23 protein-coding genes are annotated in these 23,554 nt (G+C 63.4%); 13 read left to right on the forward strand and 10 right to left on the reverse strand.

The window, feature by feature from the left end; genetic code table 11:
- The first annotated feature begins 78 nt into the window (after positions 1-78).
- The 8 genes from RI103_RS00790 (at position 79) to RI103_RS00825 (ending at position 7,725) form a co-directional block, all read left to right on the forward strand.
- Positions 79-1,707, forward strand: coding sequence for an ABC transporter substrate-binding protein (locus tag RI103_RS00790; protein WP_116118485.1), 1,629 nt, complete (start codon positions 79-81; stop codon positions 1,705-1,707).
- Positions 1,708-1,834: 127 nt separating this feature from the next.
- Positions 1,835-2,845: an ABC transporter permease subunit gene (locus tag RI103_RS00795; RefSeq protein ID WP_310813610.1), complete on the forward strand. Its 1,011-nt coding sequence runs from the start codon at positions 1,835-1,837 to the stop codon at positions 2,843-2,845.
- Between the two features lie 8 nt (positions 2,846-2,853).
- On the forward strand, positions 2,854-3,771 hold the full coding sequence (locus tag RI103_RS00800; protein ID WP_310813611.1) for an ABC transporter permease subunit: 918 nt from the start codon (positions 2,854-2,856) through the stop codon (positions 3,769-3,771).
- A gap of 1 nt (position 3,772) precedes the next feature.
- The gene (locus RI103_RS00805) at positions 3,773-4,777 is read left to right on the forward strand and encodes an ABC transporter ATP-binding protein (RefSeq protein WP_310813612.1); all 1,005 of its coding nucleotides are present in this window, start codon (positions 3,773-3,775) and stop codon (positions 4,775-4,777) included.
- Positions 4,774-5,793: a peptide ABC transporter ATP-binding protein gene (locus RI103_RS00810; RefSeq protein ID WP_310813613.1), complete on the forward strand. Its 1,020-nt coding sequence runs from the start codon at positions 4,774-4,776 to the stop codon at positions 5,791-5,793. Before RI103_RS00805 ends, RI103_RS00810 begins: the two co-directional genes overlap by 4 nt.
- The gene (locus RI103_RS00815; protein ID WP_310813614.1) at positions 5,786-6,949 is read left to right on the forward strand and encodes a TraB/GumN family protein; all 1,164 of its coding nucleotides are present in this window, start codon (positions 5,786-5,788) and stop codon (positions 6,947-6,949) included. Before RI103_RS00810 ends, RI103_RS00815 begins: the two co-directional genes overlap by 8 nt.
- 172 nt (positions 6,950-7,121) lie before the next feature.
- A complete protein-coding gene (locus RI103_RS00820) occupies positions 7,122-7,427 on the forward strand; it encodes a BrnT family toxin (protein WP_310813615.1) in 306 nt (101 codons plus the stop codon).
- 37 nt (positions 7,428-7,464) lie between these two features.
- On the forward strand, positions 7,465-7,725 hold the full coding sequence (locus RI103_RS00825) for a BrnA antitoxin family protein (protein WP_310813616.1): 261 nt from the start codon (positions 7,465-7,467) through the stop codon (positions 7,723-7,725).
- A gap of 81 nt (positions 7,726-7,806) precedes the next feature.
- Here RI103_RS00825 and RI103_RS00830 read toward each other — a convergent pair whose 3' ends face one another.
- The 6 genes from RI103_RS00830 to pxpB all read right to left on the reverse strand — a co-directional run bounded on the left by RI103_RS00830 (position 7,807) and on the right by pxpB (position 14,289).
- Positions 7,807-9,612 (reverse strand): tetratricopeptide repeat protein, encoded by a 1,806-nt coding sequence (locus RI103_RS00830; protein WP_310813617.1) that lies wholly within the window; start codon positions 9,610-9,612, stop codon positions 7,807-7,809.
- A 215-nt stretch (positions 9,613-9,827) separates the two neighbouring features.
- Positions 9,828-10,784: a DUF979 domain-containing protein gene (locus RI103_RS00835; RefSeq protein ID WP_310813618.1), complete on the reverse strand. Its 957-nt coding sequence runs from the start codon at positions 10,782-10,784 to the stop codon at positions 9,828-9,830.
- Positions 10,781-11,530, reverse strand: a complete 750-nt coding sequence (locus RI103_RS00840) for a DUF969 domain-containing protein (protein ID WP_310813619.1) — start codon at positions 11,528-11,530, stop codon at positions 10,781-10,783. The genes RI103_RS00835 and RI103_RS00840 overlap by 4 nt, the downstream gene beginning before the upstream one ends.
- A gap of 282 nt (positions 11,531-11,812) precedes the next feature.
- Complete coding sequence (gene pxpA, locus RI103_RS00845; RefSeq protein WP_310813620.1) at positions 11,813-12,565, reverse strand: 5-oxoprolinase subunit PxpA; 753 nt, start codon at positions 12,563-12,565, stop codon at positions 11,813-11,815.
- Positions 12,566-12,586: 21 nt separating this feature from the next.
- The gene (locus RI103_RS00850) at positions 12,587-13,639 is read right to left on the reverse strand and encodes a biotin-dependent carboxyltransferase family protein (RefSeq protein WP_310813621.1); all 1,053 of its coding nucleotides are present in this window, start codon (positions 13,637-13,639) and stop codon (positions 12,587-12,589) included.
- Positions 13,636-14,289: a 5-oxoprolinase subunit PxpB gene (gene pxpB, locus RI103_RS00855; RefSeq protein WP_310813622.1), complete on the reverse strand. Its 654-nt coding sequence runs from the start codon at positions 14,287-14,289 to the stop codon at positions 13,636-13,638. The genes RI103_RS00850 and pxpB overlap by 4 nt, the downstream gene beginning before the upstream one ends.
- A 206-nt stretch (positions 14,290-14,495) precedes the next feature.
- Here pxpB and RI103_RS00860 point away from each other — a divergent pair, with 206 nt between their 5' ends.
- Entirely contained in the window at positions 14,496-15,008 is a 513-nt protein-coding gene (locus RI103_RS00860; protein ID WP_310813623.1) for a winged helix DNA-binding protein, read from the forward strand.
- 64 nt (positions 15,009-15,072) lie between these two features.
- On the opposite strand, the gene RI103_RS00865 is transcribed toward RI103_RS00860, so the two are convergent.
- Positions 15,073-15,615, reverse strand: a complete 543-nt coding sequence (locus tag RI103_RS00865) for a 5-formyltetrahydrofolate cyclo-ligase (protein WP_310813624.1) — start codon at positions 15,613-15,615, stop codon at positions 15,073-15,075.
- A gap of 77 nt (positions 15,616-15,692) precedes the next feature.
- On the opposite strand from RI103_RS00865, the gene RI103_RS00870 reads away from it, so the two are divergent.
- The 4 genes from RI103_RS00870 to RI103_RS00885 all read left to right on the forward strand — a co-directional run bounded on the left by RI103_RS00870 (position 15,693) and on the right by RI103_RS00885 (position 20,604).
- Entirely contained in the window at positions 15,693-17,660 is a 1,968-nt protein-coding gene (locus RI103_RS00870; RefSeq protein WP_310813625.1) for a transglycosylase SLT domain-containing protein, read from the forward strand.
- Positions 17,661-17,741: 81 nt separating this feature from the next.
- On the forward strand, positions 17,742-18,695 hold the full coding sequence (locus RI103_RS00875; RefSeq protein ID WP_310813626.1) for a complex I NDUFA9 subunit family protein: 954 nt from the start codon (positions 17,742-17,744) through the stop codon (positions 18,693-18,695).
- 26 nt (positions 18,696-18,721) lie between these two features.
- Complete coding sequence (locus tag RI103_RS00880; protein WP_310813627.1) at positions 18,722-19,375, forward strand: glutathione S-transferase family protein; 654 nt, start codon at positions 18,722-18,724, stop codon at positions 19,373-19,375.
- Positions 19,372-20,604: a multifunctional CCA addition/repair protein gene (locus tag RI103_RS00885; RefSeq protein WP_310813628.1), complete on the forward strand. Its 1,233-nt coding sequence runs from the start codon at positions 19,372-19,374 to the stop codon at positions 20,602-20,604. Before RI103_RS00880 ends, RI103_RS00885 begins: the two co-directional genes overlap by 4 nt.
- A gap of 184 nt (positions 20,605-20,788) precedes the next feature.
- On the opposite strand, the gene RI103_RS00890 is transcribed toward RI103_RS00885, so the two are convergent.
- The 3 genes from RI103_RS00890 to RI103_RS00900 form a co-directional block, all read right to left on the reverse strand.
- Positions 20,789-21,925, reverse strand: a complete 1,137-nt coding sequence (locus RI103_RS00890) for an IS481 family transposase (protein ID WP_310813045.1) — start codon at positions 21,923-21,925, stop codon at positions 20,789-20,791.
- A gap of 217 nt (positions 21,926-22,142) precedes the next feature.
- Positions 22,143-22,337: a DUF2905 domain-containing protein gene (locus RI103_RS00895; protein WP_310813629.1), complete on the reverse strand. Its 195-nt coding sequence runs from the start codon at positions 22,335-22,337 to the stop codon at positions 22,143-22,145.
- 22 nt (positions 22,338-22,359) lie between these two features.
- Positions 22,360-23,550, reverse strand: a complete 1,191-nt coding sequence (locus tag RI103_RS00900; protein WP_310813630.1) for an SAM-dependent methyltransferase — start codon at positions 23,548-23,550, stop codon at positions 22,360-22,362.
- Positions 23,551-23,554: the final 4 nt, after the last annotated feature.

Raw genomic sequence — 23,554 nt, forward strand, 5'->3', positions numbered from 1 at the left:
CTCCGCTTGGTGCTGTGACCCAAGCTCAAGTAATATCGCGCTACGCCGGCGGGAGCCGGCCACGAACCTGGAGGAAACATGAAGCAAAACAATCTGTTGCGCGCCGCGCGTGTTACGACGCTCGTCGCAGCTGCAGCGGCATCGATGGTGGGCGCAAGTGTCGCGCGCGCCGAGATCCCGAATAAAACCCTGGTCTACTGCTCAGAAGGCAGCCCCGCGGGTTTCGATCCGGCCCAATACACCACGGGCACCGATTTCACGGCTAATACGTTCACCGTCTACAACCGCCTCGTCGAATTCGAGCGCGGCGGCACCAAGGTCGAACCGGGCCTCGCCGAAAAGTGGGATGTCTCCGCGGACGGCAAGACATACACGTTCCATCTGCGTCATGGCGTGAAGTTCCAGACCACGTCGTTCTTCAAGCCGACGCGCGAATTCAATGCGGACGACGTCGTGTTCACGTTCCAGCGTATGCTGGACCCGAACTCGGCCTTTCATAAGGCTTACCCGGTCCAATTCCCGTACTTCACCGACATGGGCCTCGACAAGCTGATCACCAGCGTCGAAAAAGTCGACCCGTACACGGTCAAGTTCACGCTGAAGGAAGTCAACGCGCCGTTCATCCAGAATCTGGCAATGGAATACGCGTCGATCCTCTCGGGTGAATACGGCGACCAGTTGATGAAAGCCGGCAAGGCTGCCGACATCAACCAGTTCCCGGTCGGCACAGGCCCGTTCATCTTCCGCAGCTACACGAAAGACGCGACGATCCGCTTCGACGGCAATCCGGATTACTGGAAGCCGAACACGGTCAAGATCTCCAAGCTGATCTTCTCGATCACGCCGGACGCCGGCGTGCGCGTGCAGAAGATCAAGCGCGACGAATGCCAGGTGATGAGCTATCCGCGTCCGGCCGACATCGCGCCGCTGAAGGCTGAAGCGAACATCGCCATGCCGTCGCAACCGGGCTTCAACCTCGGCTACCTCGCGTACAACGTGACGCATAAGCCGGTCGACAAGGTCGAAGTGCGTCAGGCGCTCGACATGGCGATCAACAAGAAGGCGATCATCGACTCGGTGTACCAGGGCGCGGGCCAGGCTGCCACGAACCCGATGCCGCCGACGCAATGGTCGTACGACAAGAACCTGAAGAGCGCGTCCTACGACACGGACAAGGCCAAGGCTCTGTTGGCGAAGGCCGGCTATCCGAACGGCTTCGACATCACGCTGTGGGCAATGCCGGTGCAGCGCGCGTACAACCCGAACGCCCGCCTGATGGCGGAAATGATCCAGGCCGACTGGGCCAAGATCGGCGTGAAGGCGAAGATCGTCACGTATGAGTGGGGCGAGTACATCAAGCGCGCTCACGCGGGTGAGGACGACACGATGCTGATTGGCTGGACCGGCGATAACGGCGATCCGGACAACTGGCTCGGCACGCTGCTCGGCTGCGAAGCGGTGAACGGCAACAACTTCTCGAAGTGGTGCTACAAGCCGTTCGACGATCTGATCCAGAAGGGCCGCGTCACGTCCGATCAGGGCGCGCGCACGACGGCTTATATGCAGGCGCAGCAGATCTTCGCGCAGCAGCTGCCGTTCTCGCCGATCGCTCACTCCACGGTGTACCAGCCTGTCAGCAAGAAGGTCGTGGACATGCGTATCGAACCGCTCGGCTACGCGCGTTTCGATGGCGTTAGCATCAAGTAATTCGTAAAGCTTACGCAGTACGCTTTTCGCACGGTTAGAAAACTGGTCGAAATGGTCCGGCGACCGGGGTCACAAGCCCTCGTCGCCGGTTGCGTTTTTTCTTCATCAAGACCATAGGGACAAAACCATGTTCCGCTTTGTTTTGCGCCGCATCGGCATGGTGATTCCGACCTTCATCGGCATCACGATCCTCGCGTTCGCGCTGATTCACCTGATACCGGGCGACCCCATCGAAGTGATGATGGGCGAGCGCGGCGTCGATCCCGCCATGCACGCCGCGGCGATGCACCGGCTCGGGCTCGACGAATCCCTGCCGATGCAGTACGTCCACTACATCGGGCGCGCGCTGCACGGCGACCTCGGCACCTCGATCATCACCAACACCAGCGTGATGGGCGAATTCCTCGCACGCTTTCCCGCCACCGTCGAACTGTCGATCTGCGCGATGCTGTTCGCGCTGATCGTCGGCTTGCCGGCGGGCGTGTTCGCGGCTTTGCGGCGCGGCACGGTGGTCGATCACGGCGTGATGGGTACGGCCCTGACCGGCTACTCGATGCCGATCTTCTGGTGGGGCTTGATCCTCATCATGGTGTTCTCCGTGAAGCTCGGCTGGACACCGGTGTCCGGCCGCATTGCGGTCGAATACGACATTCCGCACGTGACCGGCTTCATGCTGATCGACGCGATGATGTCCACCGACGAAGGCGCGTTCAAATCCGCACTGAGCCATCTGATCCTGCCGGCCATCGTGCTCGGCACGATTCCGCTGGCGGTGGTCGCGCGCATGACGCGTTCGTCGATGCTCGAAGTGCTGCGTGAGGACTACATCCGTACCGCGCGCGCGAAGGGTTTGTCGCCGGCACGCGTGATCGTCGTGCATGCGTTGCGCAATGCGCTGATTCCGGTGGTGACGGTGATCGGTCTGCAGGTCGGCACGCTGCTCGCGGGCGCGGTGCTGACCGAGACGCTGTTTTCGTGGCCAGGTATCGGCAAGTGGCTGATCGACGCGATCGGCCGGCGCGACTATCCCGTAGTGCAGGGCGGTATCCTGATGATCGCCACGCTGGTGATCGTCGTGAACCTCGTCGTCGATCTGTTGTACGGCGTGCTGAATCCGCGCATCCGCCATACGAGGTAAAGCTGATCATGGCAGACATTCAAAACACAGTTCCCCAGTCGGTCACTCCTCCGAGTGGCCGCGCTATCGCCGCCCGTGAATTCTGGGCGAATTTCTCGCGCAACCGTGGCGCGGTCAGCGCCGGCGTCGTCGTGCTCGTGCTGATCTTCGTGGCGATCTTCGCGCCGTTGATCGCGCCGCACAGCCCGATCGAGCAGTACCGCGACTTCGTGAAGATTCCGCCCGCATGGCTCGACGGCGGCAACTGGAAGTTCATTCTCGGCACCGACGAAGCGGGCCGCGACATCCTCTCGCGTCTGATGTACGGCGCGCGGCTGTCGTTCTGGATCGGCTTCGTCTCGGTGGTGCTCGCGCTGATTCCGGGCGTCGTGCTCGGTCTGATCGCGGCGTTCTTCGAGAAGTGGGCCGACACGCCGATCATGCGCATCATGGACGTGCTGCTCGCGTTGCCGTCGCTGCTGCTCGCCGTCGCGGTGGTGGCGATCATCGGTCCGGGGCTCGTCAACACGATGCTCGCGATCGCGATCGTCGCGCTGCCGGGCTATGTGCGTTTGACGCGCGCATCCGCGCAGGGCGAGTTGCAGAAAGAGTACGTGACGGCTTCGCGCGTGGCGGGCGCCGGCACCTTGCGTCTGATGTTCTCGCAAGTGCTGCCGAACTGCACCGCGCCGCTGATCGTGCAGGCCACGTTGGGCTTTTCGTCGGCGATTCTCGACGCCGCGGCCCTCGGCTTTCTCGGCCTGGGCGTACAACCGCCCTCGGCGGAGTGGGGCGCGATGCTGGCATCGGCGCGCGATTACATCGACAGCGCATGGTGGATCGTCACCATGCCAGGTCTGTCCATCCTGATCTCGGTGCTTGCGATCAATCTGCTCGGCGACGGGCTGCGCGACGCACTCGATCCCAAACTGAAACGGATGGCCTGATATGAGTACCTTATTGACCATCCGCAATCTGGCGGTGAGCTTCAACGGACTACCCGCTGTCGACCGGATCGACCTCGATGTCGCGCCGGGCGAAGTGGTCGGCGTGGTCGGCGAATCGGGCTCGGGCAAGAGCGTGACGATGATGGCGCTGATGGGCCTGATCGACGCGCCGGGCATCGTGACGGCCGACGAAATCACCTTCAACGGCAGGAACCTGCTGAAGGCATCGGCGAAGGAACGCCGCAAGATCATCGGCAAAGACATCGCGATGGTGTTCCAGGACGCGCTCACCAGTCTGAATCCGAGCTACACCGTCGGCTATCAGATCAAGGAAGTGCTGAAGCTGCATGAAGGCTTGCGCGGCAGTGCGCTGGACAAGCGCGCGCTGGAACTGCTCGATCAGGTCGGCATTCCGGACCCGAAGGGCCGCATCGGTTCATTTCCGCATCAGATGTCGGGCGGCATGAATCAGCGCGTGATGATCGCCATGGCGATTGCCTGCAATCCGAAGCTGCTGATCGCCGACGAACCGACCACCGCGCTCGACGTCACGATCCAGGCGCAGATCATGGAGCTGCTGATCAAGCTGCAGAAGGAACGCGGCATGGCGCTCGTGTTGATCTCGCACGATCTGGCGGTGGTGTCCGAAGTCGCGCAACGCGTCGCGGTCATGTACGCTGGCGAAGTGATCGAAACGAACAAAGTGCCCGACATCTTCGCCGCGCCGCATCATCCGTACACGGAAGCGTTGCTGGCGGCGATTCCCGAGCACAATGTCGGCGCCGTGCGGCTCGCTGCATTGCCGGGCATGGTGCCGGGTCGCGACGACCGTCCCAAAGGCTGTCTGTTCGCGCCGCGCTGCAAGTATGTGGTCGACGACTGCATGAAGGCGCGGCCCGCGCTCGCGCCGATGCAAGGTCACGCTGAAGTGGCGCGCGTGCGCTGCATCAAACCCCTGAACCTGAGCGGCGACGCCAACGTTCACACCCATGGAGGCGCACGATGAACGCAGTACTCGAAACGCGGCGCCAGTCGGACCATGCGGGCGATCACGTGCTGGTCGCGGAGCAATTGGCGCGCTACTACTCGGTCAAGCGCGGCATGTTCGCGTCGGGCACGGTGAAGGCGCTTAACGGTGTCTCGTTCGCACTCGACCGTGGCAAGACATTGGCGGTGGTCGGCGAATCCGGCTGCGGTAAATCGACCCTCGCGCGTCAATTGACCATGATCGAAGCGCCTACCGCGGGCCGTCTGCTGATCGACGGCGAAGACGTGGCCGGCGCCGATCACGCGAAGATCGCGGCGCTGCGGCGGCGCGTGCAGATGGTGTTCCAGAATCCGTTTGCCTCGCTGAATCCGCGCAAGACCGTCGAGCAGACGCTCGGCGAACCGCTCGCGATCAACACGCAATTGAGCGCGACCGAGCGCGCCGAACGGATCGCGCAGATGATGCGCACCGTCGGCCTGCGTCCGGAACATGCGAAGCGTTATCCGCATATGTTCTCCGGCGGTCAGCGGCAGCGTGTGGCGATTGCGCGCGCGATGATTCTCGACCCGCAGATCGTGGTCGCCGACGAACCCGTCTCGGCGCTCGACGTGTCGATCCAGGCGCAGATCCTGAATCTGTTCATGGATCTGCAGGAACAGTTCAAGACCAGCTACGTGTTCATCTCGCACAACCTCTCGGTGGTGGAGCATATCGCCGACGATGTGATGGTGATGTACTTCGGCGGCGTGGCGGAGCTTGGCGACAAGAAGCGGATCTTCTCGAACCCGCGTCATCCGTACACGCGCGCGCTGATGTCGGCCACGCCTTCGATCTTCGAAGCGGATCGCACGATCAAGATCAAGCTGCAAGGCGAAATGCCGTCGCCGCTGAATCCGCCGTCGGGTTGCACGTTTCATCAGCGCTGCCCGTACGTGATCGACCGCTGCCGCAGCGAAGAACCGAAGCTGCGTGAAGTGGATGGCCGCCAGGTGTCGTGTCACCGCGCCGAGGAGGTGGGGGACGTGGATGCCTGATGGGTTGGCGGCGCGTCGTCTTGCGCGCCGCTTGCGTGATGGCGGCCAGAGTGCTGCTTTCGCGCGGCGCTGGAGGGCGCGTGCACTGACCGGTGCCGCGCTCTTCGGCGTTTGTGCAGTATTTCATCCGGGCGTGGGGCCGATCGGCGTCGCGCATGCCGCAGGGGCGGCAGCCAATGCGCCCGCACAGGCGGGACGTCCTGCGCTGCCCGTGCCCAACATGCCGGCGTCGCCACGCACCAGCTTGCCGGGCCTGAATCCGCCGCCCGCTTCACCGCCTGCCTCGCCGGGCACTACGGCGAGCGGTCCTGTGCGCGCGCAGCCGGCGCGCATGCCGTTCTATGTCGCGACACGCGGCACGACCACTATCTACGTGCTGGGCACGCTGCACGTCGGCGATCCCGCCGACTACCCGGCCAATCAGCCTTTCCGCGCGGCGATCCTCGGCGCGCTTGCCGCCTCGCCGACGCTGGCGCTCGAACTCTCACCCGACGAACTGCTGGTTTCGCAAGACGATGTCTCGAAGTACGGCGTGTGCCGGCGCGACTGTCTGCCGACTTTGCTGCCGGAGCCTTTGTGGCACAAGCTGGCGTTTCGGCTACGCGGCAATCCGGCGGCGCTCGACGCCATCAAGAAGATGCGTCCGTGGCTCGCTTCATTGCTGGTCGAAACCTACGATTCTCTGAGTGCCGGCCTGCAGACCGAGTACGGCTCTGAAGCGCAACTCCAGAACGTGTATCTGCGCACGCGCGGCAAGATCGTCGGTCTGGAAACCTTGTCGCAGCAGATGCGTGCGTTTACGGGCCTGTCGCTCGCGCAGCAGCGCGAGATGCTGGCGCAGGATCTGGTGCAGACGCCGGCGGAAAACGTCGAGGATGTGCGGACCTTGCATCGTCTGTGGCGCGTGGGCGATGCGGACGCGATCGCCGCCTGGCAGGCCGCGAAGTCCGAAAAACTGGCGCGCGACAAGCGCATCTCCGATTCGATCGACAACAAGATCGTCTATGACCGCAACCGGCGTTTCGTTTCGCGCATGCTGTTGCTCGCCGCGCCGAACAAGCCGGTTTTCGTGGCGATTGGCGCGTTGCATCTGGGCGGCCGCAAAGGCGTGCTGCAGATTTTGCGGCAGCACGGGTTTGTGGTGGAGGCGGGGTGAGAGTCGCCAGAACCCGGGACGCAGCACACGCAGCGATGCCAACGTCCTAAGCGGGATCGGCCGTTCGGCCATCACCGGAACCCGTGTCTGAAGCATCCAGTCCGACGCTCACCTGTGCCGCAAAATGCTAGCGGCACAGGCAGCCATAGCGGCCTTTTGCATGCTATGATGTATGTACAAACGTCAATACAGGTGGCGCGTGCTGTTTGAATGGGACGAAGTCAAAAATCAGATCAACATCCATCAACACGGCATCGATTTTCAGGATGCCATCGACGTGTTCAACCACCCGGTACTCACGGCGCTCGACCTGCGGGAAGACTACGGAGAAGAGCGCTGGGTCGCGCTAGGCTGGATAGCAGCCATTGTGGGCGTGGTGGTGTACGTCGAGCGCAGTGTGGATGTGGTCCGGATCATTTCGGCACGCAAGGCAACGCGGCACGAGGTCAAACACTACAAGCAGCGCGTCTGGCATTGACTGGCATGGTGGCAATCAAGGCATGAGCAGAGGTGAAATGATGGCTAAAACATCGGGAACAGACTGGAAGCGACTCGCCAAAACGGACGACGCGCAGATCGACACGAGCGAGCTGCCCGAGTTGGGCGACGACTTTTTTCAACGCGCCGAATTGCACGTTCCGCCGAAGCAGGCAGTGACAATGCGTCTGGATGCGGACGTGCTGAGCTGGTTCAAGGAGCAGGGGCAGGGTTATCAGACGCGCATCAACAAATTGTTGCGCGCCTACATGCTGGCGCATCAGCGGCGGCGTCCTTAAGTCGCGGGACAACCGCATTTTGTCTACACCCGGCATGAGCGATGCCGCGCGAAGGCGTCGGGCCTTGGCGCAGCGCGGGCGTTAGAAGCCGCCGTCGCGCAGTGCTTCACTCACTTCCTTGACCACCGGCGCCCAATTCCCCAGCACCGCCTGCCGGAACAACCTCATCCCCGGGTACCACGGCGAGTCGCTACGCGCTTCGAGCCAGCGCCAGTCAGAGTTGGCGGGCAACATCAACCACACGGGCTTGCCCAACGCGCCTGCGAGATGTCCTACGCCGGTGTCCACGGCGATTACCAGATCGAGGTTCATGATCAACGCAGCCGTGTCGTCGAAACTGTTCAGCTCGGCGGTGAAATCGCGGGCACGGAAAGCGGGCGGCGCGTCGGCCAATTGCGTGTGTGACGGACCTTTCTGCAATGCGTACCAGGCGACGTTATCCAACTCGCTGAGCGCGTTCAGGTCGCTTAGCTGCATCGACCGGTAGCGGTCGTTGCCGAATGTAGGACTGCCGGCCCAAACGAGGCCGACTTTGCGCTTTGATTTGTTGACTGCGCCGAGCCGTTTGCGCCATGCCTTGACCTTCGCTTTATCGGCGAACAGGTAAGGCACGTCTGCGGGAATGTCGGAGAGGTCCATGCCGATGCACGACGGCACGCTCATCATTGGAACCCAGAAATCGTATTCGCCGTCGGGCTTGCCGCTGAATGCGCGATGCGCGCCCGCGATGCGTTCGACCAGCGGCAGCAGCGGCTCGCGCACGCACAGGTCGACCGTCGCACCGCGTTGGGCGAGCACGCTTGCAAAGCGCAGGAACTGGAAGTGGTCGCCGAAACCCTGTTCACCGACCAGCAGCAGTCGACGCCCCTCGAGCGGCTCGCCATGCCATTCGGCCACGCCTGGCACCGCGATCGCGTCATAGTCCTTGTTGCGCCAGCGCAGCGCGAATTCGGCCCAGCCCTGCTGATAGTCGCCGCGCTTGAGCAACAGCCATGCGAGATTCTGGTGCGCGTCCGCGTAGTGCGGATCGAGCGCGAGCGCCCGACGATAGAAGCCTTCCTCTTCGTCGAGCCGGCCTTGCGCACCAAGCGATCCACCCAGACACACGAGGTGTGTCGCGATCGGTTCGAGTGCGACCGCGCGCCGGTAATGCGCTTCGGCGCCCGCATAGTCGCCGAGCTTGCCGATCAGGCTGCCGAGATTGACGTGCGCCTCCGCGTAATTCGCGCGTAGCGCCAGGGCGCGCTCGAAGCTCTCGATCGCCGCGCCGTGGTCGCCTCGCGCCTGGTGCGCATTCCCCGCGTTGAAGTGCGCTTGCGCCGATGTCGGGTCGAGCGACAAGACCTCGCGATAGCACGCGAGAGCTTCGTCGAAACGTGCGAGTTTGCTGAGCGCCGTGCCGAGGTTCAGGTGCGCGTCGAGCAGCGCGGGGTGCGAGGCCAGCGCCAGGCGATACTGTTCAATTGCTTCCTCGAAGTTGCCTTGCGCTTGCAATGCGACGCCGAAGTTGTTGCGCGCGTCGGCGAAATCAGGCTGGAGTTGCAGGGCCTGGTCGTAGCAGATCATCGCTTCGTCAAGATGGCCGAGCGCGGCGGCCACGAGTCCGCGGTTGCTCCAGCAGGCGGCATCGTGACGGTCGAGTTTGAGCGCGCGGCTCATCAAACCGGCGGCGGCGTCGTGATTGCCGCGCTGATAGTGCAGCACGCCGAAGTAATGCAGCGCCCCCGTATGCTCGGGATCGAGCGCAAGGGCTTCGCGATAAAGGGATTCGGCGACGTCGAGCCGGCCGGCCTGATGCGCTTGAAGCGCGGCATCGATCAACGAGGTGAGATAGGCGGCGTGCGGCGGTTCGGCGCGCGCTTTGTCAGGCTGGGATTGATGTTCCATGGAAACCTGCAGGAGAGCGTCGGCAGCGCGCGGTGCGCGTGCCGGCGCGTGTGGATGGGATAGCGTCCAGCATCGTATGGTCGCCCCCCATTTCCCGACGATCGGACGCATCCTAATTCGGTTGCATCCGTGTCGTGCAGTGTGTCCATTTCACCGACGTATCGCAGAGAGATTCTGTGGCACGTCGGTGTTTCTCAATATCAACGGTAAGCGTCCTACAAGAACATCAGGAAATTCAGCAGCAAGATATTCACGATCAACAAGGTTAGCGCAGTCGGTATCTGCACCTTGATCACCGCGTTCTTGTCCGGCAATTCCAGCAGCGCGGCCGGCACCATGTTGAAGTTCGCGGCCATCGGCGTCATCAGCGTGCCGCAGTAGCCGGAGAACATGCCGATCGCGACCATCACCGCCGGATTGCCGTGAAACACGCCCACCAGAATCGGCACGCCGACGCCGCCTGTCATCACCGGGAACGCGGCGAAGCCGTTGCCCATCACCATGGTGAAGAGCGCCATGCCGATGCAGTACACGGCCACCGCGATGAAGCGGTAGTCGAGGCTGATGTACGCCGTGGTCACGTGCGCGACGGCCTTGCCGACGCCCGCGTCCGAGAACACGAGGCCAAGCATGCCGAGCATCTGCGGCAGCACGGCGGCCCACGATAACGCGTCGACGAGGCGGCGCGTTTCCTTCATCGACTGGCCGACGGTGTCGCGCGTTATCACGCAGGCAATCGCGAGTGCGATCACGCAGCCGATGCCGAAACCGATCAACGTGACGTTGGCCTTCTCGATCAACGGCATGCCGCCGAACACCAGATGGCTCGCCGACAGCGTGATGATCACGGTGACCACGGGAATCGTCAACGCGGGCACGAACAGCTTGTTACGCAGACGAGCGGCGCTCGCCTTGCGCGCTTCGAGCGACAGCACCTTCGGTTTGCCTGCGGTCACACCGCCGAAGCCGGCGATCAGCGCCATCACGATCACGAGCACGCCGACCACGGCGGGCGGCAGCTTGTCGCCGATCAGAAAGATCAGCGCGTAGAGAATCCAGAAACCGCCGGCGGTGAAACGGCGCGGGTGATCCTTGTCCGTGACGATCATGCCGCCGACAACCAGCAGCACCACACCCAGCAGCCAGAAGAGATAGGTAATCGTGAGCGTCATGCTTTGTCTCCTGCGGCGGATTGCGTCGACGCCCCTGCGGCGTTGCTCGCTGCGGCATTGCCGCGCAGTTCGCGCTCGAGCTTGCGGTCGAGCAGATACAGGCGGAAGCCGTGAATGATGAACGCGCAGATGGCGGTCGGAATGCCCCACACGGCCACGTGAATCGGCTCGACGATGATCCCCGCTTCCTTCAGGAAGGTGGTCATCAGCACAATCGCGCCGAACGCGACGAAGATGTCCTCGCCGAAGAAGAGGCCCACGTTGTCGGTCGCCGCGGAGAACGCGCGCAATTTGAAACGCACCGCGTCGCTGATCTTGCCGAAGCGGGTTTCGGTCGCGCCTTCGGCCATCGGCGCGATCAGCGGACGCACCATCTGCGGATGGCCGCCGAGTCCGGTCAAACCGACCGCGGCGGTCAGCTCGCGTACCAGCAGATAGACGATCAGAAGACGCCCCGCGGTCGCGGCCTTGATGCCGCCGATCCACGCTTGCGCGCGTTCACGCAGGCCATGCCGTTCGAGCAAACCGATCACCGCGAGCGGCAGAAGAATGATCAACGGGATATTGCGGGTCTTGATGAAACCGGTGCCGATCTCGGCAAGAATCTTTTCAGGCGGGAAGTGCGCGGCCAGGCCGGTGATGATCGCGGCGACCGCCACGATCAGCATCGGATTGAACCGTAATAAAAAGCCGACGATGATGACCGCCACGCCAATGAGCGGCCATAGACTGACTGTTGTCTGCATCTGGATCTCCAAACAGGGTTTCAACCTCGCCGCTTGTGGCGGCTAACGTGGGCCGGCGCCGGGTGGCCCAGACGCCGTCTTGTTGCCACGGCTCTTGATGGCCGCGTTTGCTCCGAACTACACCTGCATCTACACCTGCACCTGCACCTGCACCTGCACCTGCTGATCGACTGCGGGTACTGCAATGCGTCCTGTACCTGGCAAACGCCCCGCGTGGAGCGGGGCGTTGCAAGATGCACAAGGGTTGAATCGCGCTGTCCGGCTCGCGGTTTGGCCGCTGCTTCAGGCGCGGGCGGCGCCGGCCGCGTGGACCTCGATGCCCGCGTCCTGCAGCGCGCCGCGGATGCGCCGCGCGAACGCCAGCGCATGCGGACCGTCGCCATGCAGGCAAATGGTCTGCGCGTTCAGCGACACCCATTGCCCGTCCACGGCCTGCACGCGTTGCTCGCGAATCATGGCGAGCGTGCGCTCCAGCACTTCGTCTTCGTCGTCGAGAAGCGCGCCCGGTTCTTTGCGCGGGACCAACGAACCGTCCGCGCGATAGCCGCGATCGGCGAAGACTTCTTCGACGGCCACGAGACCCGCTTTGCGCGCGGCCGTCACGAGGCCGCTGTTGGCGAGCGCGAACACCGCCACCGACGGATCGAAATCGTGCACCGCCGAAACGATCGCTTCGGCAATCCTGTTATCGCGCGCGGCCTGGTTGTACAGCGCGCCGTGCGGCTTGACGTGCGCGATGCGCCCGCCCTCGGCCTGGGCAATCGCCGACAGCGCGCCGAGCTGATACAGCACGCCCGCATAGATGTCGTTGGCCGGCAGATCCATTTCCTTGCGGCCAAAATTCTCCGGATCGTTAAAGCTCGGATGCGCGCCGATCGACACGCCTTTCTGCACCGCCCAGCGCACGCAGTCGCGCATCGCGTTGGCGCCGCCCGCGTGCCAGCCGCACGCGATGTTCGCCGAGCTGACCAGATCGAGCAGCGCCTCGTCGGAGCCGCAGCCTTCGCCGAGATCGGCGTTCAAATCGATTTCCATGGTGTTTCCTCTGCTTCGGTATTACGTTGTCGCGACGGCCATCTGCCGTGCGCAGCGTTCTTCATGCATCGCGATCGCGGCGTCGATCTGCCGCAAATACGTGCGTTCTTCCAATAGGGCCTGACGCGCTTCGTAAGGCGTCGTCGGGATGAAGCGGACGGCGGCGTTCAGGCGGACCTGCGCGAGCTTCCAGAGATCGGCCTGAATCACGGCGCCGATCTTCGGATAACCACCGGTGGTTTGCGCGTCGCTCATCAGCACGATCGGCTGGCCGTTCGGCGGCACCTGAATCGTGCCCGGCAGCACGGCGTGCGAAAGCAGATCGGCTTTCCGGGTGCGCTTGAGTTCGGCGCCCGCGAGGCGATAGCCCATGCGGTTGCTGTTCGGCGTGACGAGCCATTCATCGGACCAGAACGATTCGTGGGCCTCATCGGTGAAACTTTCATATTCAGGTCCGCGCAAGACGCGGATCGGCACGGCCCACGGCACGCCCGACGGATGACGGCCGCGCCGCAGCGGCTCGTGAACCAGCACGAACTTGCACCAGGCGGGCGCCTTCACGCCGAACTCGGGCGCCTCGGGCGTAAAGCCGAGATGGCCGCGCTGCGGCGGCGCGCCGACCGGCAGGCGGTCGCCGTCGCGCAGCGCACGGCCGCCGAGTCCGCCGAAATGACCGGCGAGATCGGTGCTGCGCGAGCCGAGCATCGGCAGGACGTCGACGCCGCCCGCCACGCACACGTAGCCGCGCATGCCGCGCTTGGCCGCATTCAGAACCAGCTCCTGGCCGGCCTGCACCGGCAGACTCCACCACGAGTAGACCGGCTTGCCGTCAAGTGTCGCGCCGAATTCGCTGCCGGTGATGGCCACCCGCGTGGCGCGCAGGAAGCGCAGCACGGTCGGACCAAAGGTGATTTCCAGCCCCGCCGTGTCGGGCCGGTTGCCGACCAGCCGGTTGCCGACTTCGAGCGACAGACGGTCGAGCGCGCCACCCATCGCGACGCCGAGATGCCGGTAGCCGTGACGGCCGAGATCCTGAATCGTGGTCAGGAGACCCGCGCGAATCACATCGATCATGCGTGTATCCCCGCGATAGTGAAGCGCACCCGGTCGCCCGGTTGCAACAGCGTGGGCGGCCGCCGCGCCGCGTCGAACAGCGGCACCTCGGTGCGGCCGATCAGTTGCCAGCCGCCTGGCGAAGTGGCCGGATAGATGCCGGTCTGTTCGCCGCCGATGCCGACCGACCCCGCCGGCACCTCCAGTCGCGGCGACGCGCGGCGCGGCGCGTGCAGCGCGGCTTCGAGTCCGCCCATATAGGCGAAGCCCGGCTGGAAGCCAAGGAAGAACACGACATAGTCGCCCTGGGAATGACGTTCGACGACTTCACGCGCGCTCAAGCCCGTGTGGTTGGCCACCGCTTGCAGATCGGGCCCGAACTCGCCGCCGTATTGCACCGGAATTTCGACTTCACGGCCGGGCGCGGGCGCGTCGCTCACCGCATCCCAGGCCGCCTGCAACTGGCTCACCAAAGCTTCGCGATCGGCCTCGAGCGGATCGAAGACCAGTGTGAGGTTGTTCATGCCCGGCACCACCTCCAGCACATGCGGCCAGTCGCGCGCGGCCTCGGCGGCCGCCCACACGCGCCGCTGGCATTCCAGCGTGGCGGGCGGCGGCGCTTCGCAGACTAGCGCGGTATCGCCGAGCGGATAGATTCTTGGTTGGGTCATGGATTAACAGCCCAGGTCGAGTCGGAGGATTCGGGCACAGCACACCCTTTGAACGGTTAACGGCAGGGGTGGGCGACGGTTGAAGCGTACATTATCAATAAAATATCAACAATTTCTCAATAAGCGTTTTTGCCAGGCTCCCCGGCATTGGACGCGCGTCGTACACTCCCGACACCTTCCCAATCTGTCTCTCGAGAATCGTCACCATGTCGCGCCATCCCACCAAGATCGTCTCTTCGGAACATCTCGTGTCCGAGACCAGCGCGGAACTGTCCGAACTCGAGTACGCGCTCATCATGGCGGGCAACGCATTCAACCGATGGATGGTGCGCTGCATGTCGGCGGCGGGCGAAAAGGACATGACCGCCATCGAGGTCTCGCTGCTGCACCACGTCAGCCATCGCGAGCGACGCAAGAAGCTGGCGGACATCTGCTTCGTGCTGAACATCGAGGACACGCACGTCGCCACTTACGCGTTGAAGAAGCTCGTAGCTAGAGGGTATGTAAAAAGCGAAAAGACCGGCAAGGAAGTGTTCTTCTCGGCGACCGATGTAGGCCGCGAGCTCTGTCTGAAATATCGCGAAGTGCGCGAGAGCTGTCTCATCTCGACACTGAAGGAAAGCGGCCTGACCAACGAGCAGATCGGCGAAGCGGCGCAGTTGATGCGTAACGCGTCTGGCCTGTACGACACCGCCGCGCGGGCGGCAGCGTCTTTATAACGCGGGGCCGTTTGTTTTGCGGCGGCGCGGCGCGCCGCGGCTAGAAAGCGCGGCGCGCGCACGCTCAATCCGCTGGGCGCGGGTAAAGCGCCGCCTCGGTGACGATCAGGTCGAGCGGAATGTCGTGGGCTTCGCGTAGCAATGCCGGTGCGCGGCACGCTTCATAGGCGATACCGACGGTGATCGGCCTGGTCGCACCCGGCCACGCGGCCAGCGTGCGATCGTAATAGCCGCCGCCGTAACCGAGCCGGTAGCCGTGCACGTCGAAACCCACGCACGGCACGAACAGCAGTTGGGGAATCACAACGCGCCCGGACGTCGGCTCGGCGATCTCGTGATGGCCGATCTTCATCGGCATCGCGGGTGTCCATGCGTGAAACTCAAGAGGCACGCCGCGCTCCTTGACCACCGGCAGACTCGCCTCGCGTTGCGCGCTCGCTGCGAGCCAGATTGAGATCGCGGCGCGCGCGTCGAACTCGCCGGCGAGCGGCCAGTAGAATCCCACGCTGTTCACGCCATACTGCTTTAATGCATCGAGCAGGTGCCGGGCGAGCGCGGTATTGTGCGCCGGCTCAGAAGCGGCTTGCAGCCTTGCTTCCAATAGCATTTTACGCAGCGCCTTTTTCGATTCCGCGGCAGGGTTGCATGCTATGCTTGAGTTCAATTCGCGCTCCAGAAACAACGATGTCAAAACGCCTTTACCGAGTATATCGCGCGGCCGGTCTGGCGCTTGCCGCTGCGGCACTCGTCGCGTGCAGCACGGCCTCCGCCGTCAAGCCCCTTCCCCTTTCGCAACTCACGAACGACGACCAGATCTTCGTCCAACTGCGCGAGGCCGCCCGCAGTAACGACGCGGCACGCGCAGCGCAACTGGCCGCCATGATCCCGAGCTACCCGGCGCCTTCGTATCTGGAGTACTTCCAGATCAAGCCGCAGCTGTTCGATTCGAGCGGCCATGCGCGGATCGACGCGCCGGACGCGCCGGTGCTGGCGTTCCTGCAAAAGTACGACGGCCAGGCGATCGCCGACCGCATGCGCAACGACTACCTCACGGTGCTCGGCGCACGCCACGACTGGCGTAACTTCGATCAGCAGTATGCCCGCTTCGTGCTGAACGACGACACGCAGGTGAAGTGCTACGCGCTCGAATCGCGCGCCTCGCGCGGCGAAAACGTCGCCGACGCGGCCCGCGCGCTGCTGGTCGATCCGAAGTGGTATGGCGACGGCTGCGTCGATCTGGTCAACTCGCTGGCTATCAACCAGCAGTTCAGTGCCGCCGACGTGTGGCAACAGATCCGCCTCGCCTACGAACAGAACTACCCCAACACGGGCGCCAAACTCGTCGACGCGCTCAGCAACCAGCCGCCCGATCCGGAGCTGTTCAATCAGGCCACCACCACGCCGCCGTTGCTGCTGGCGCGGGGCGTCGGTCCGGATACCCAGTCGCATCAACTGGCGCTGCTGGCCATCACGCGCATGGCGCGCAACGATCCGGCCATGGCCGCCGCCACGTTCGCGTCGGTAGCGCCGTCGCTGAGTTCGCCCGAGCGCGCCATCGGTTGGGGCACGATTGCCTATCAGGCCGCCGCCAAGCAGATGCCGAGCGCGGTGGACTGGTATCGGCTGTCGGTGAATGCGCCGCTGTCGAATCCCGCGTATGAGTGGCGCACTCGCACCGCGTTGCTCGCGGGCGACTGGACGATGGTGCGCTGGTCGATCGAACAGATGCCGGCGGCGCTGCGCAATCAGCCGTCGTGGGTATATTGGCACGCGCGCGCGCTCAAGCAGGCCGGCGACACCACCACGGCCAACCAGGAATTCGAGTCGATTTCGCAGGGCTTCAACTTCTACGGCCAATTGGCCGCGGAAGAACTGGGCCAGAAGATCACGATTCCGCCGAAAACCACGGTGAGCGACGCCGAAGTGCAACAGGCCGGCAACACGCCTGGCTTTGATCTGGCGCAGCGTTTCTATGCGCTGAATCTGCGGCTCGAAGGCAATCGCGAATGGAACTGGCCGCTGCGCAACATGAGCGACCGGCAACTGATCGCCGCCGCCGAATACGCACGCCGTATCGAACTGTATGACCGCACCGTCAACACAGCGGACCGCACGAAGAGCGAGCACGATTTCTCGCTGCGTTATCTGTCGCCGTTCAAGGATATCGTCGAGCGCGATTCGCAGTCGAACGGTCTGGACGTGGAATGGGCCTATGGCCTGATTCGCCAGGAGTCGCGCTTTATCATGAACGCGCGCTCGGAAGTCGGCGCGAGCGGTTTGATGCAGTTGATGCCGGGCACCGCGCAACTGGTCGCGAAGAAGATCGGTCTCGGTCCGATCTCGCGTGAACAGATGAACGACATCAACACCAACATCCTGCTCGGCACCAACTACCTGTCGATGATTTACAATCAGTTCGACGGGTCGGCCGTGCTGGCCACCGCGGGCTATAACGCAGGTCCGGGTCGTCCGCGCAACTGGCGGCAGTCCTTGCAGCATCCGGTGGAAGGCGCGATCTTCGCCGAGGCGATTCCGTTCCAGGAAACGCGCGACTACGTTAAGAATGTGTTGTCCAACACGGTCTACTACGCGGCATTGTTCGAAGGCCGTCCGCAATCGCTGAAGGCGCGTCTGGGTTATATCGCGCCGTAAGCGCCGTGCCGCCGCCGCCTCGTATCGAGGCGGCGGCGCGCCACGCCAGCCGTTGCCGCGGCTTCCACCAGGGAGTCGAAAATGCGACATAAAGCCATTGCGATCATCGGCGGCTCCGGTTTTATCGGCAGCCATCTCGTCAACGCCCTCGTCGAAATGGGCAAGGACGTGCGCATCGCCACCCGGCGGCGCTACAACGCCCGCCATCTCACCCTCTTGCCCATCGACGTGATCGAAGCGGACGTGTTCGATCCGGTCCAGCTCGCGCGTTTCGTCGAAGGCGCCGATTGCGTGATCAACCTCGTGGCCACGCTGCACGGCAAGCGCGGCACGCCGTACGGTCCGGAATTCGCGCGGATGCACGTGGAACTGCCGACCAAAATCGTGGCCGCTTGCGAGGGCAAGGGCGTGCACCGGCTGCTTCATATCAGCGCGCTAGGCGCCGACCCGAATGGTCCGAGCATGTACACGCGCTCGAAGGCAGACGGCGAGAAGGCCGTGCACGCGGCGAATCTGGCGTGGACGATTTTCCGCCCGTCCGTGGTGTTCGGACCGGAAGATCAATTCCTCAACAAGTTCGCGTTCCTGCAACGAATGTTTCCGGTGCTTCCACTCGCCATGCCGGATGCGAAGTTTCAGCCGGTGTACGTCGGCGACGTCGCGAAGGCGATCGTCAACGTGCTCGACCTCGACGCCGCCGGCGGCCGCACCTATGAACTGGGCGGCCCGACTGTTTACTCGCTCGAAGATCTCGTCGAATATTGCGGCGACGTGATCGGCAAGCATGCACGCATCATCCGCTTGCCGGAAGCGTTCGCGCGGCTGCAGGCGCTGACCTTCGAAATGGCGCCCGGCGAACCGGTGATCTCGCGCGACAATCTCGATTCGATGAAAGTCGACAATGTGTTGAGCGGTCCGCTTGCGCCTGAACTCGGCATCGAGCCGGCCAGCATCGAAACGATTGCGCCGATCTACCTGACCGGCACGTCCACGCGTTCGCGCTTCGACACGTTCCGCGCCACTGCGGGACGTTAAATTTCCTCTCTTTCCTTATACAAAGCATGAAGCTGCTTATTGGTGACAAGAATTACTCTTCATGGTCGATGCGGCCCTGGCTGCTATTCAAACACTTCGGCATTCCGTTCGAAGAAGTGCTGATCCACCTGAATCAGCCGGACACCAACGCGAGAGTGCTCGCGCTTGCGCCGTCGGGTCCGGGCAAGATCCCATGCCTCGTTAACGACGACGGTTCGGCCACGTGGGATTCGCTGGCGATCGCCGAGACGCTGGCTGAGCGATTTCCTCAACATGCGCTGTGGCCGCGCGACGCGGCGGCGCGCAGCCGCGCGCGCAGCGTGAGCGCGGAAATGCACTCCGGCTTCGGCGAATTGCGCTCGAACATGTGGATGAACATTCGCGCGTCGTTTCCGGGCAAGAACGCGACGCCGGGCGTGCTGGCCGATATCGCGCGTATCGAGGCAATCTGGCGCGACTGTCTCGACACCTACGGCGGCCCGTTTCTCTTTGGCGAATTCAGCATTGCTGACGCAATGTACGCACCGGTCGTGATGCGCTTCAGGACGTGGCAGCCGGCGTTGTCGGAGGTATCCAGAGCTTATGTGCAGCGCGTGACCGAACTGCCGGCGGTGAAAGCGTGGATCGACGACGCGCTGAGTGAAACGCACGCGGCTCCATACCTCGACGTGTGCCCATGAACATCTATGCAGTAGGCGGCGCGATTCGCGACGAGTTGCTGGGCGTACCGGTGCAGGACCGTGATTACGTGGTGGTCGGCGCGACGCCGGAGCAGATGGTGGCGCAAGGCTACCGTCCGGTGGGCAAGGATTTTCCGGTGTTCCTGCATCCGCAGACCCACGAGGAATACGCGCTCGCGCGCACGGAGCGCAAGACGGCGGCCGGCTATCACGGCTTTCAGTTCTTTTATGCGCCGGACGTCACGCTCGAGGAGGACCTGGCGCGCCGCGACCTGACCATCAACGCCATGGCGCGCGAGGTGCGTCCTGACGGTGAGTTGACCGGCCCGGTGATCGACCCGTTCAACGGCCAGGGTGATTTGCGGGCGCGCCTGTTTCGCCACGTCAGCAGTGCGTTTCTCGAAGACCCCGTGCGGATTTTGCGGATCGCCCGATTTGCGGCGCGCTTTGTGGATTTCACGGTCGCGCCGGAGACACAGACGCTCATGCGCAAGATGGTGGCCGACGGCGAGGTGGACGCGCTGGTGGCCGAACGGGTGTGGCAGGAAGTGTCGCGCGGCTTGATGGAGAAGAAGCCGTCGCGCATGTTCGAGGTGCTGCGCGAGTGCGGTGCGTTGGCGCGGATTCTGCCGGAAATCGACGCGCTATTCGGCGTGCCGCAACGCGCCGACTATCACCCCGAAGTGGACACGGGCGTGCACGTGATGATGGTGGTCGATCATGCCGCGCAGCAGGGGTATGCGCTGCCGGTTCGGTTCGCCGCGCTGGCGCATGACCTGGGAAAGGCCACCACGCCCGAAGACGTGCTGCCGCGGCATATCGGCCACGAGGGGCGCAGTGTGGATCTGCTGAAGCCTTTATGCGAGCGACTGCGAGTGCCGAACGATTGCCGCGATCTTGCGGTGCTGGTTGCGCGTGAGCATGGCAACATTCATCGTGTGATGGAAATGGGGGCTGCGGCGCTGGTGAGGCTGCTTGAGCGCAGCGATGCGATTCGAAAACCCGCGCGCTTTGCTGAGGCCTTGCAGGCGTGCGAGGCCGATGCTCGCGGGAGGCTTGGGTTTGAGATGCGGGCTTATCCGCAGGCTGAGCGGTTGAGAGTGGCGCTGGTCGCTGCGCGAGGCGTGGATGCCGGAGCTGTGGCTAAGCGGCTTGCCGATGCGCCTGCGGGGATTAAGGATGCGGTGCATCGGGAGCGGGTTCGGGCTGTGGAAGTGGCTCTTGCATGAGGGGTTGGCCTGCTCGGCGGGTGTTTTTTGGTGGGTTCTTTTGAGGGGTTGGCCTTTCCTTGAATTCATGGTGGTCTATTGGCGTTGCCCCTGTGCGGGGCGGCACCTACTTTCTTTGCGGCGGTGTATGGAACTGGGACATGGGTAACACACGTAACGGGACATGGGTAACACATTTTGCCGGTCATTTCGTCAGGTTCAGGTCGATCGTATCGAAGTGATGATGGGCGATGTAGAGGTCGTAACAATCGGGCTGCGTCGTGCTCGGCCGGATGGCAACGGGCAGGTTGTCGAGCGCACTTGAGACCTTGAAGCGCCTTGACCGGAAACGCAGATCGCCATTAATGCGCACGCGCACGACAATGTCCGCGTCGCCGTACTGCAGGGGTGGCAACCGTTCGGGATAGGCGCGCGGACTTGGCCGGTAACGGGTGATTGGCGTGGCCATCTCCAGCGCCTGATGCGGACGCTGTGTGTTGTAGACAGTACGCCAGGTGTCAAATGCGTGCTGCGCGCCACGGAAACTGGCGAAGTGCCTGCCGCTGAGAAGTTCAGCCTTCAGCGTACGGTGAAACCGCTCATCCTTGCCGTTGGTCTGCGGATGCGCCGGGCGGCTGTATGAGAGTTTCACGCCCAGACGGATCAGCCAGATGCCCAGCGTGGTGAGTTGTCCGGGCTGTGCGGGGCTCCCCCACGGAGAGCCGTTGTCGGCATTGATGCGCAACGGCAGCCCATAACGACGGAACGCCTCGCGCAGCCGCTGGCGCACGGCCTGCGTGTTGGTCGGCCCGCATGCGTCGAGCGCGATATTAAAGCGCGAATGATCATCGAGCACGGTCAGCGGTGAGCAGCGCCGGCCATCAATGAGTTCGATCCAGCCTTTGAAATCCATCTGCCACAGGTCGTTGGGCTGCTCGTGCTCGAAGCGCGTCCAGGGGGGCGCCGCCTGCGATGCCTCGGGCACAATCAGGCCGTGTCGATGCAGGATCCGGCTCATGGTGCCAGCGGTGGGCACCGCCGGATCACCAAGGTCGTGCAGACGTCGTTCGAGCTTGCGCCCGCCCCATCGATGCTCGTTACGCAGTGCAACCACGCGCTGCTCGATCTCAGGGGCGGTGCGGTTCGGGCTGCAGAGCGGCCTGCTTGAGCGGTCATGCAGACCGGCTTCACCAGACTGCGCGTAACGTTTGAGCCACTTGTAACCGGTCTTCGCACTGATGCCGTAGCGCCGGCACAACTCGCGCCGGTTTGCGCCTTTCTGCAAGGCCAGCTGAACAAATTCCAGACGTAGGTTCACGGTATCTCTCGGGTTCCACGACATGGTCAGCTCCGGAAAAAACGTTTCCAGAGTGTTACCCATGTCCCGATACACCTGTTACCTATGTCCCAGTTCCATACACGGCGGCAAAGAAAGTAGGTGCCGCCCCGCACAGGGGCAACGCTAATAGACCACTAACAAAGCAAGGAAAGGCCAACACCAGGCAACCAGACAAAAAGAACCAACGCCCGCCGCCGGCCAAAAGTCAAAAAAACCTCTCTCACAAAAGCCTGGCAATAATCGACAACACCATCGAAAGCACCAGCGTCGACATAAACGGAAACGGGTACTCCCGCCCAAAGATCCGCAAGGTGACGTCACCAGGCAGGCGCCCAATGCCGATCTTCCTGAGCCACGGCCAGCAAGACGACAACACGGCCACTGCAATAAACGTAGTCAACAGCCAGCGGATCATCGTCAGTTCCTGAAGCAAAAATTCACAGCGTATGCGACCGGTCGCCGCTGGAAAACGCTTGCAGCGTGTCATCCAGTCCGCGCGAAAATGCGATCACCTTGAAGAGTTCACCCATCTCCGCCTCCGACAGCAACTTCTGCACCGCATTCGCCGCGGGCAAATACTGCTTGGCGTCCGCGGGATCGATCCCGGACAACGCCTCGGTAATCCCTGCATTCAGCAGAAACCGCGCTTGCGACGTAAAGCCCAGCAAGTCCGCGCCGGTCTCGACGCCGGCTTCGGCGATGCCGGTGAATTCCACGTGCGCCGTGATGTCCTGCAAACCCGGGTAGAGAAAAGGATCGCCGTGCGCCCGGTGCCGGTAATGGCACATCAACGTGCCTTGGGCGCGTTGCGCATGGTAGTACTCGTGACGCGGAAAACCATAGTCGATGAAAAACGCCGCGCCGCGCGCGAGCATTGTGCAAATAGTCCGTGTGAATGCGCTCGCGGCTTCGTGCGTTTCGGTCACGTAGTCGTCGCCCGCGGTTTCGATTTCCGATAGCCGCGCGAGATCCGCAATGGCGGACACAGGCCGGTCGTCGAATGCGAACGCTTCGCCACGCCACGCCACGCCACGTTCTAGCCATACGCCGCCGGTGAAGGCGAACAGCCGCACCGGCATTGCGTCCAGCACCTCGTTGCCGATCACCACACCCTCGAACCGCTCCGGCAATGCGTCCAGCCAGCGCACTCTGGCGGCAAGCGCGGGCGCTGTGGCTTCGATCGTCTCGCGTTGACGCTCGCGCAACTCGCCCGACAGATCCACGATCGAGTAGCTGTCGAATTCCGCACCCAAAGCGTCGAGCGCGTTCAGCACGCCGGCGGCGAGTTTGCCCGTGCCGGCGCCGAATTCCATCACGTCGCGCGTGCCGCTCGCCCGCAAGGCTTCCGCGACCGGCCGCGCCAGCGTCGCGGCAAACAGCGGGGACAGTTCCGGGGCAGTGACGAAGTCGCTGCCGTCGTCGCCGCGCAACCCGAATTTGCGCGCGCCGCCGCTGTAATAGCCGAGTTCCGGCGCGTACAGCGCACGTTCCATGTAGCGGTCGAACGGCAGCCAGCCGCCGGCGGCGTCGAGCTCCGCGCGGATCCGCGCGACCAGCGCTTCGGACTGCGCAAGCGCGCTTGGGCCGGGAGCAGGTAAACTATCGGGTTGGTGAGCTTTCGGATTCATCCCC

The organism is Paraburkholderia sp. FT54 (assembly GCF_031585635.1).
Lineage (GTDB): Bacteria > Pseudomonadota > Gammaproteobacteria > Burkholderiales > Burkholderiaceae > Paraburkholderia.

Bases quoted from the DNA above. Each gene is read 5' to 3' on its own strand.
- RI103_RS00790 (WP_116118485.1), top strand. From the start codon at position 79: ATGAAGCAAAACAATCTGTTGCGCGCCGCGCGTGTTACGACGCTCGTC.
- RI103_RS00795 (WP_310813610.1), top strand. From the start codon at position 1,835: ATGTTCCGCTTTGTTTTGCGCCGCATCGGCATGGTGATTCCGACCTTC.
- RI103_RS00800 (WP_310813611.1), top strand. From the start codon at position 2,854: ATGGCAGACATTCAAAACACAGTTCCCCAGTCGGTCACTCCTCCGAGT.
- RI103_RS00805 (WP_310813612.1), top strand. From the start codon at position 3,773: ATGAGTACCTTATTGACCATCCGCAATCTGGCGGTGAGCTTCAACGGA.
- RI103_RS00810 (WP_310813613.1), top strand. From the start codon at position 4,774: ATGAACGCAGTACTCGAAACGCGGCGCCAGTCGGACCATGCGGGCGAT.
- RI103_RS00815 (WP_310813614.1), top strand. From the start codon at position 5,786: ATGCCTGATGGGTTGGCGGCGCGTCGTCTTGCGCGCCGCTTGCGTGAT.
- RI103_RS00820 (WP_310813615.1), top strand. From the start codon at position 7,122: ATGTACAAACGTCAATACAGGTGGCGCGTGCTGTTTGAATGGGACGAA.
- RI103_RS00825 (WP_310813616.1), top strand. From the start codon at position 7,465: ATGATGGCTAAAACATCGGGAACAGACTGGAAGCGACTCGCCAAAACG.
- RI103_RS00830 (WP_310813617.1), bottom strand. From the start codon at position 9,612: ATGGAACATCAATCCCAGCCTGACAAAGCGCGCGCCGAACCGCCGCAC.
- RI103_RS00835 (WP_310813618.1), bottom strand. From the start codon at position 10,784: ATGACGCTCACGATTACCTATCTCTTCTGGCTGCTGGGTGTGGTGCTG.
- RI103_RS00840 (WP_310813619.1), bottom strand. From the start codon at position 11,530: ATGCAGACAACAGTCAGTCTATGGCCGCTCATTGGCGTGGCGGTCATC.
- pxpA (WP_310813620.1), bottom strand. From the start codon at position 12,565: ATGGAAATCGATTTGAACGCCGATCTCGGCGAAGGCTGCGGCTCCGAC.
- RI103_RS00850 (WP_310813621.1), bottom strand. From the start codon at position 13,639: ATGATCGATGTGATTCGCGCGGGTCTCCTGACCACGATTCAGGATCTC.
- pxpB (WP_310813622.1), bottom strand. From the start codon at position 14,289: ATGACCCAACCAAGAATCTATCCGCTCGGCGATACCGCGCTAGTCTGC.
- RI103_RS00860 (WP_310813623.1), top strand. From the start codon at position 14,496: ATGTCGCGCCATCCCACCAAGATCGTCTCTTCGGAACATCTCGTGTCC.
- RI103_RS00865 (WP_310813624.1), bottom strand. From the start codon at position 15,615: ATGCTATTGGAAGCAAGGCTGCAAGCCGCTTCTGAGCCGGCGCACAAT.
- RI103_RS00870 (WP_310813625.1), top strand. From the start codon at position 15,693: ATGTCAAAACGCCTTTACCGAGTATATCGCGCGGCCGGTCTGGCGCTT.
- RI103_RS00875 (WP_310813626.1), top strand. From the start codon at position 17,742: ATGCGACATAAAGCCATTGCGATCATCGGCGGCTCCGGTTTTATCGGC.
- RI103_RS00880 (WP_310813627.1), top strand. From the start codon at position 18,722: ATGAAGCTGCTTATTGGTGACAAGAATTACTCTTCATGGTCGATGCGG.
- RI103_RS00885 (WP_310813628.1), top strand. From the start codon at position 19,372: ATGAACATCTATGCAGTAGGCGGCGCGATTCGCGACGAGTTGCTGGGC.
- RI103_RS00890 (WP_310813045.1), bottom strand. From the start codon at position 21,925: ATGTCGTGGAACCCGAGAGATACCGTGAACCTACGTCTGGAATTTGTT.
- RI103_RS00895 (WP_310813629.1), bottom strand. From the start codon at position 22,337: ATGATCCGCTGGCTGTTGACTACGTTTATTGCAGTGGCCGTGTTGTCG.
- RI103_RS00900 (WP_310813630.1), bottom strand. From the start codon at position 23,550: ATGAATCCGAAAGCTCACCAACCCGATAGTTTACCTGCTCCCGGCCCA.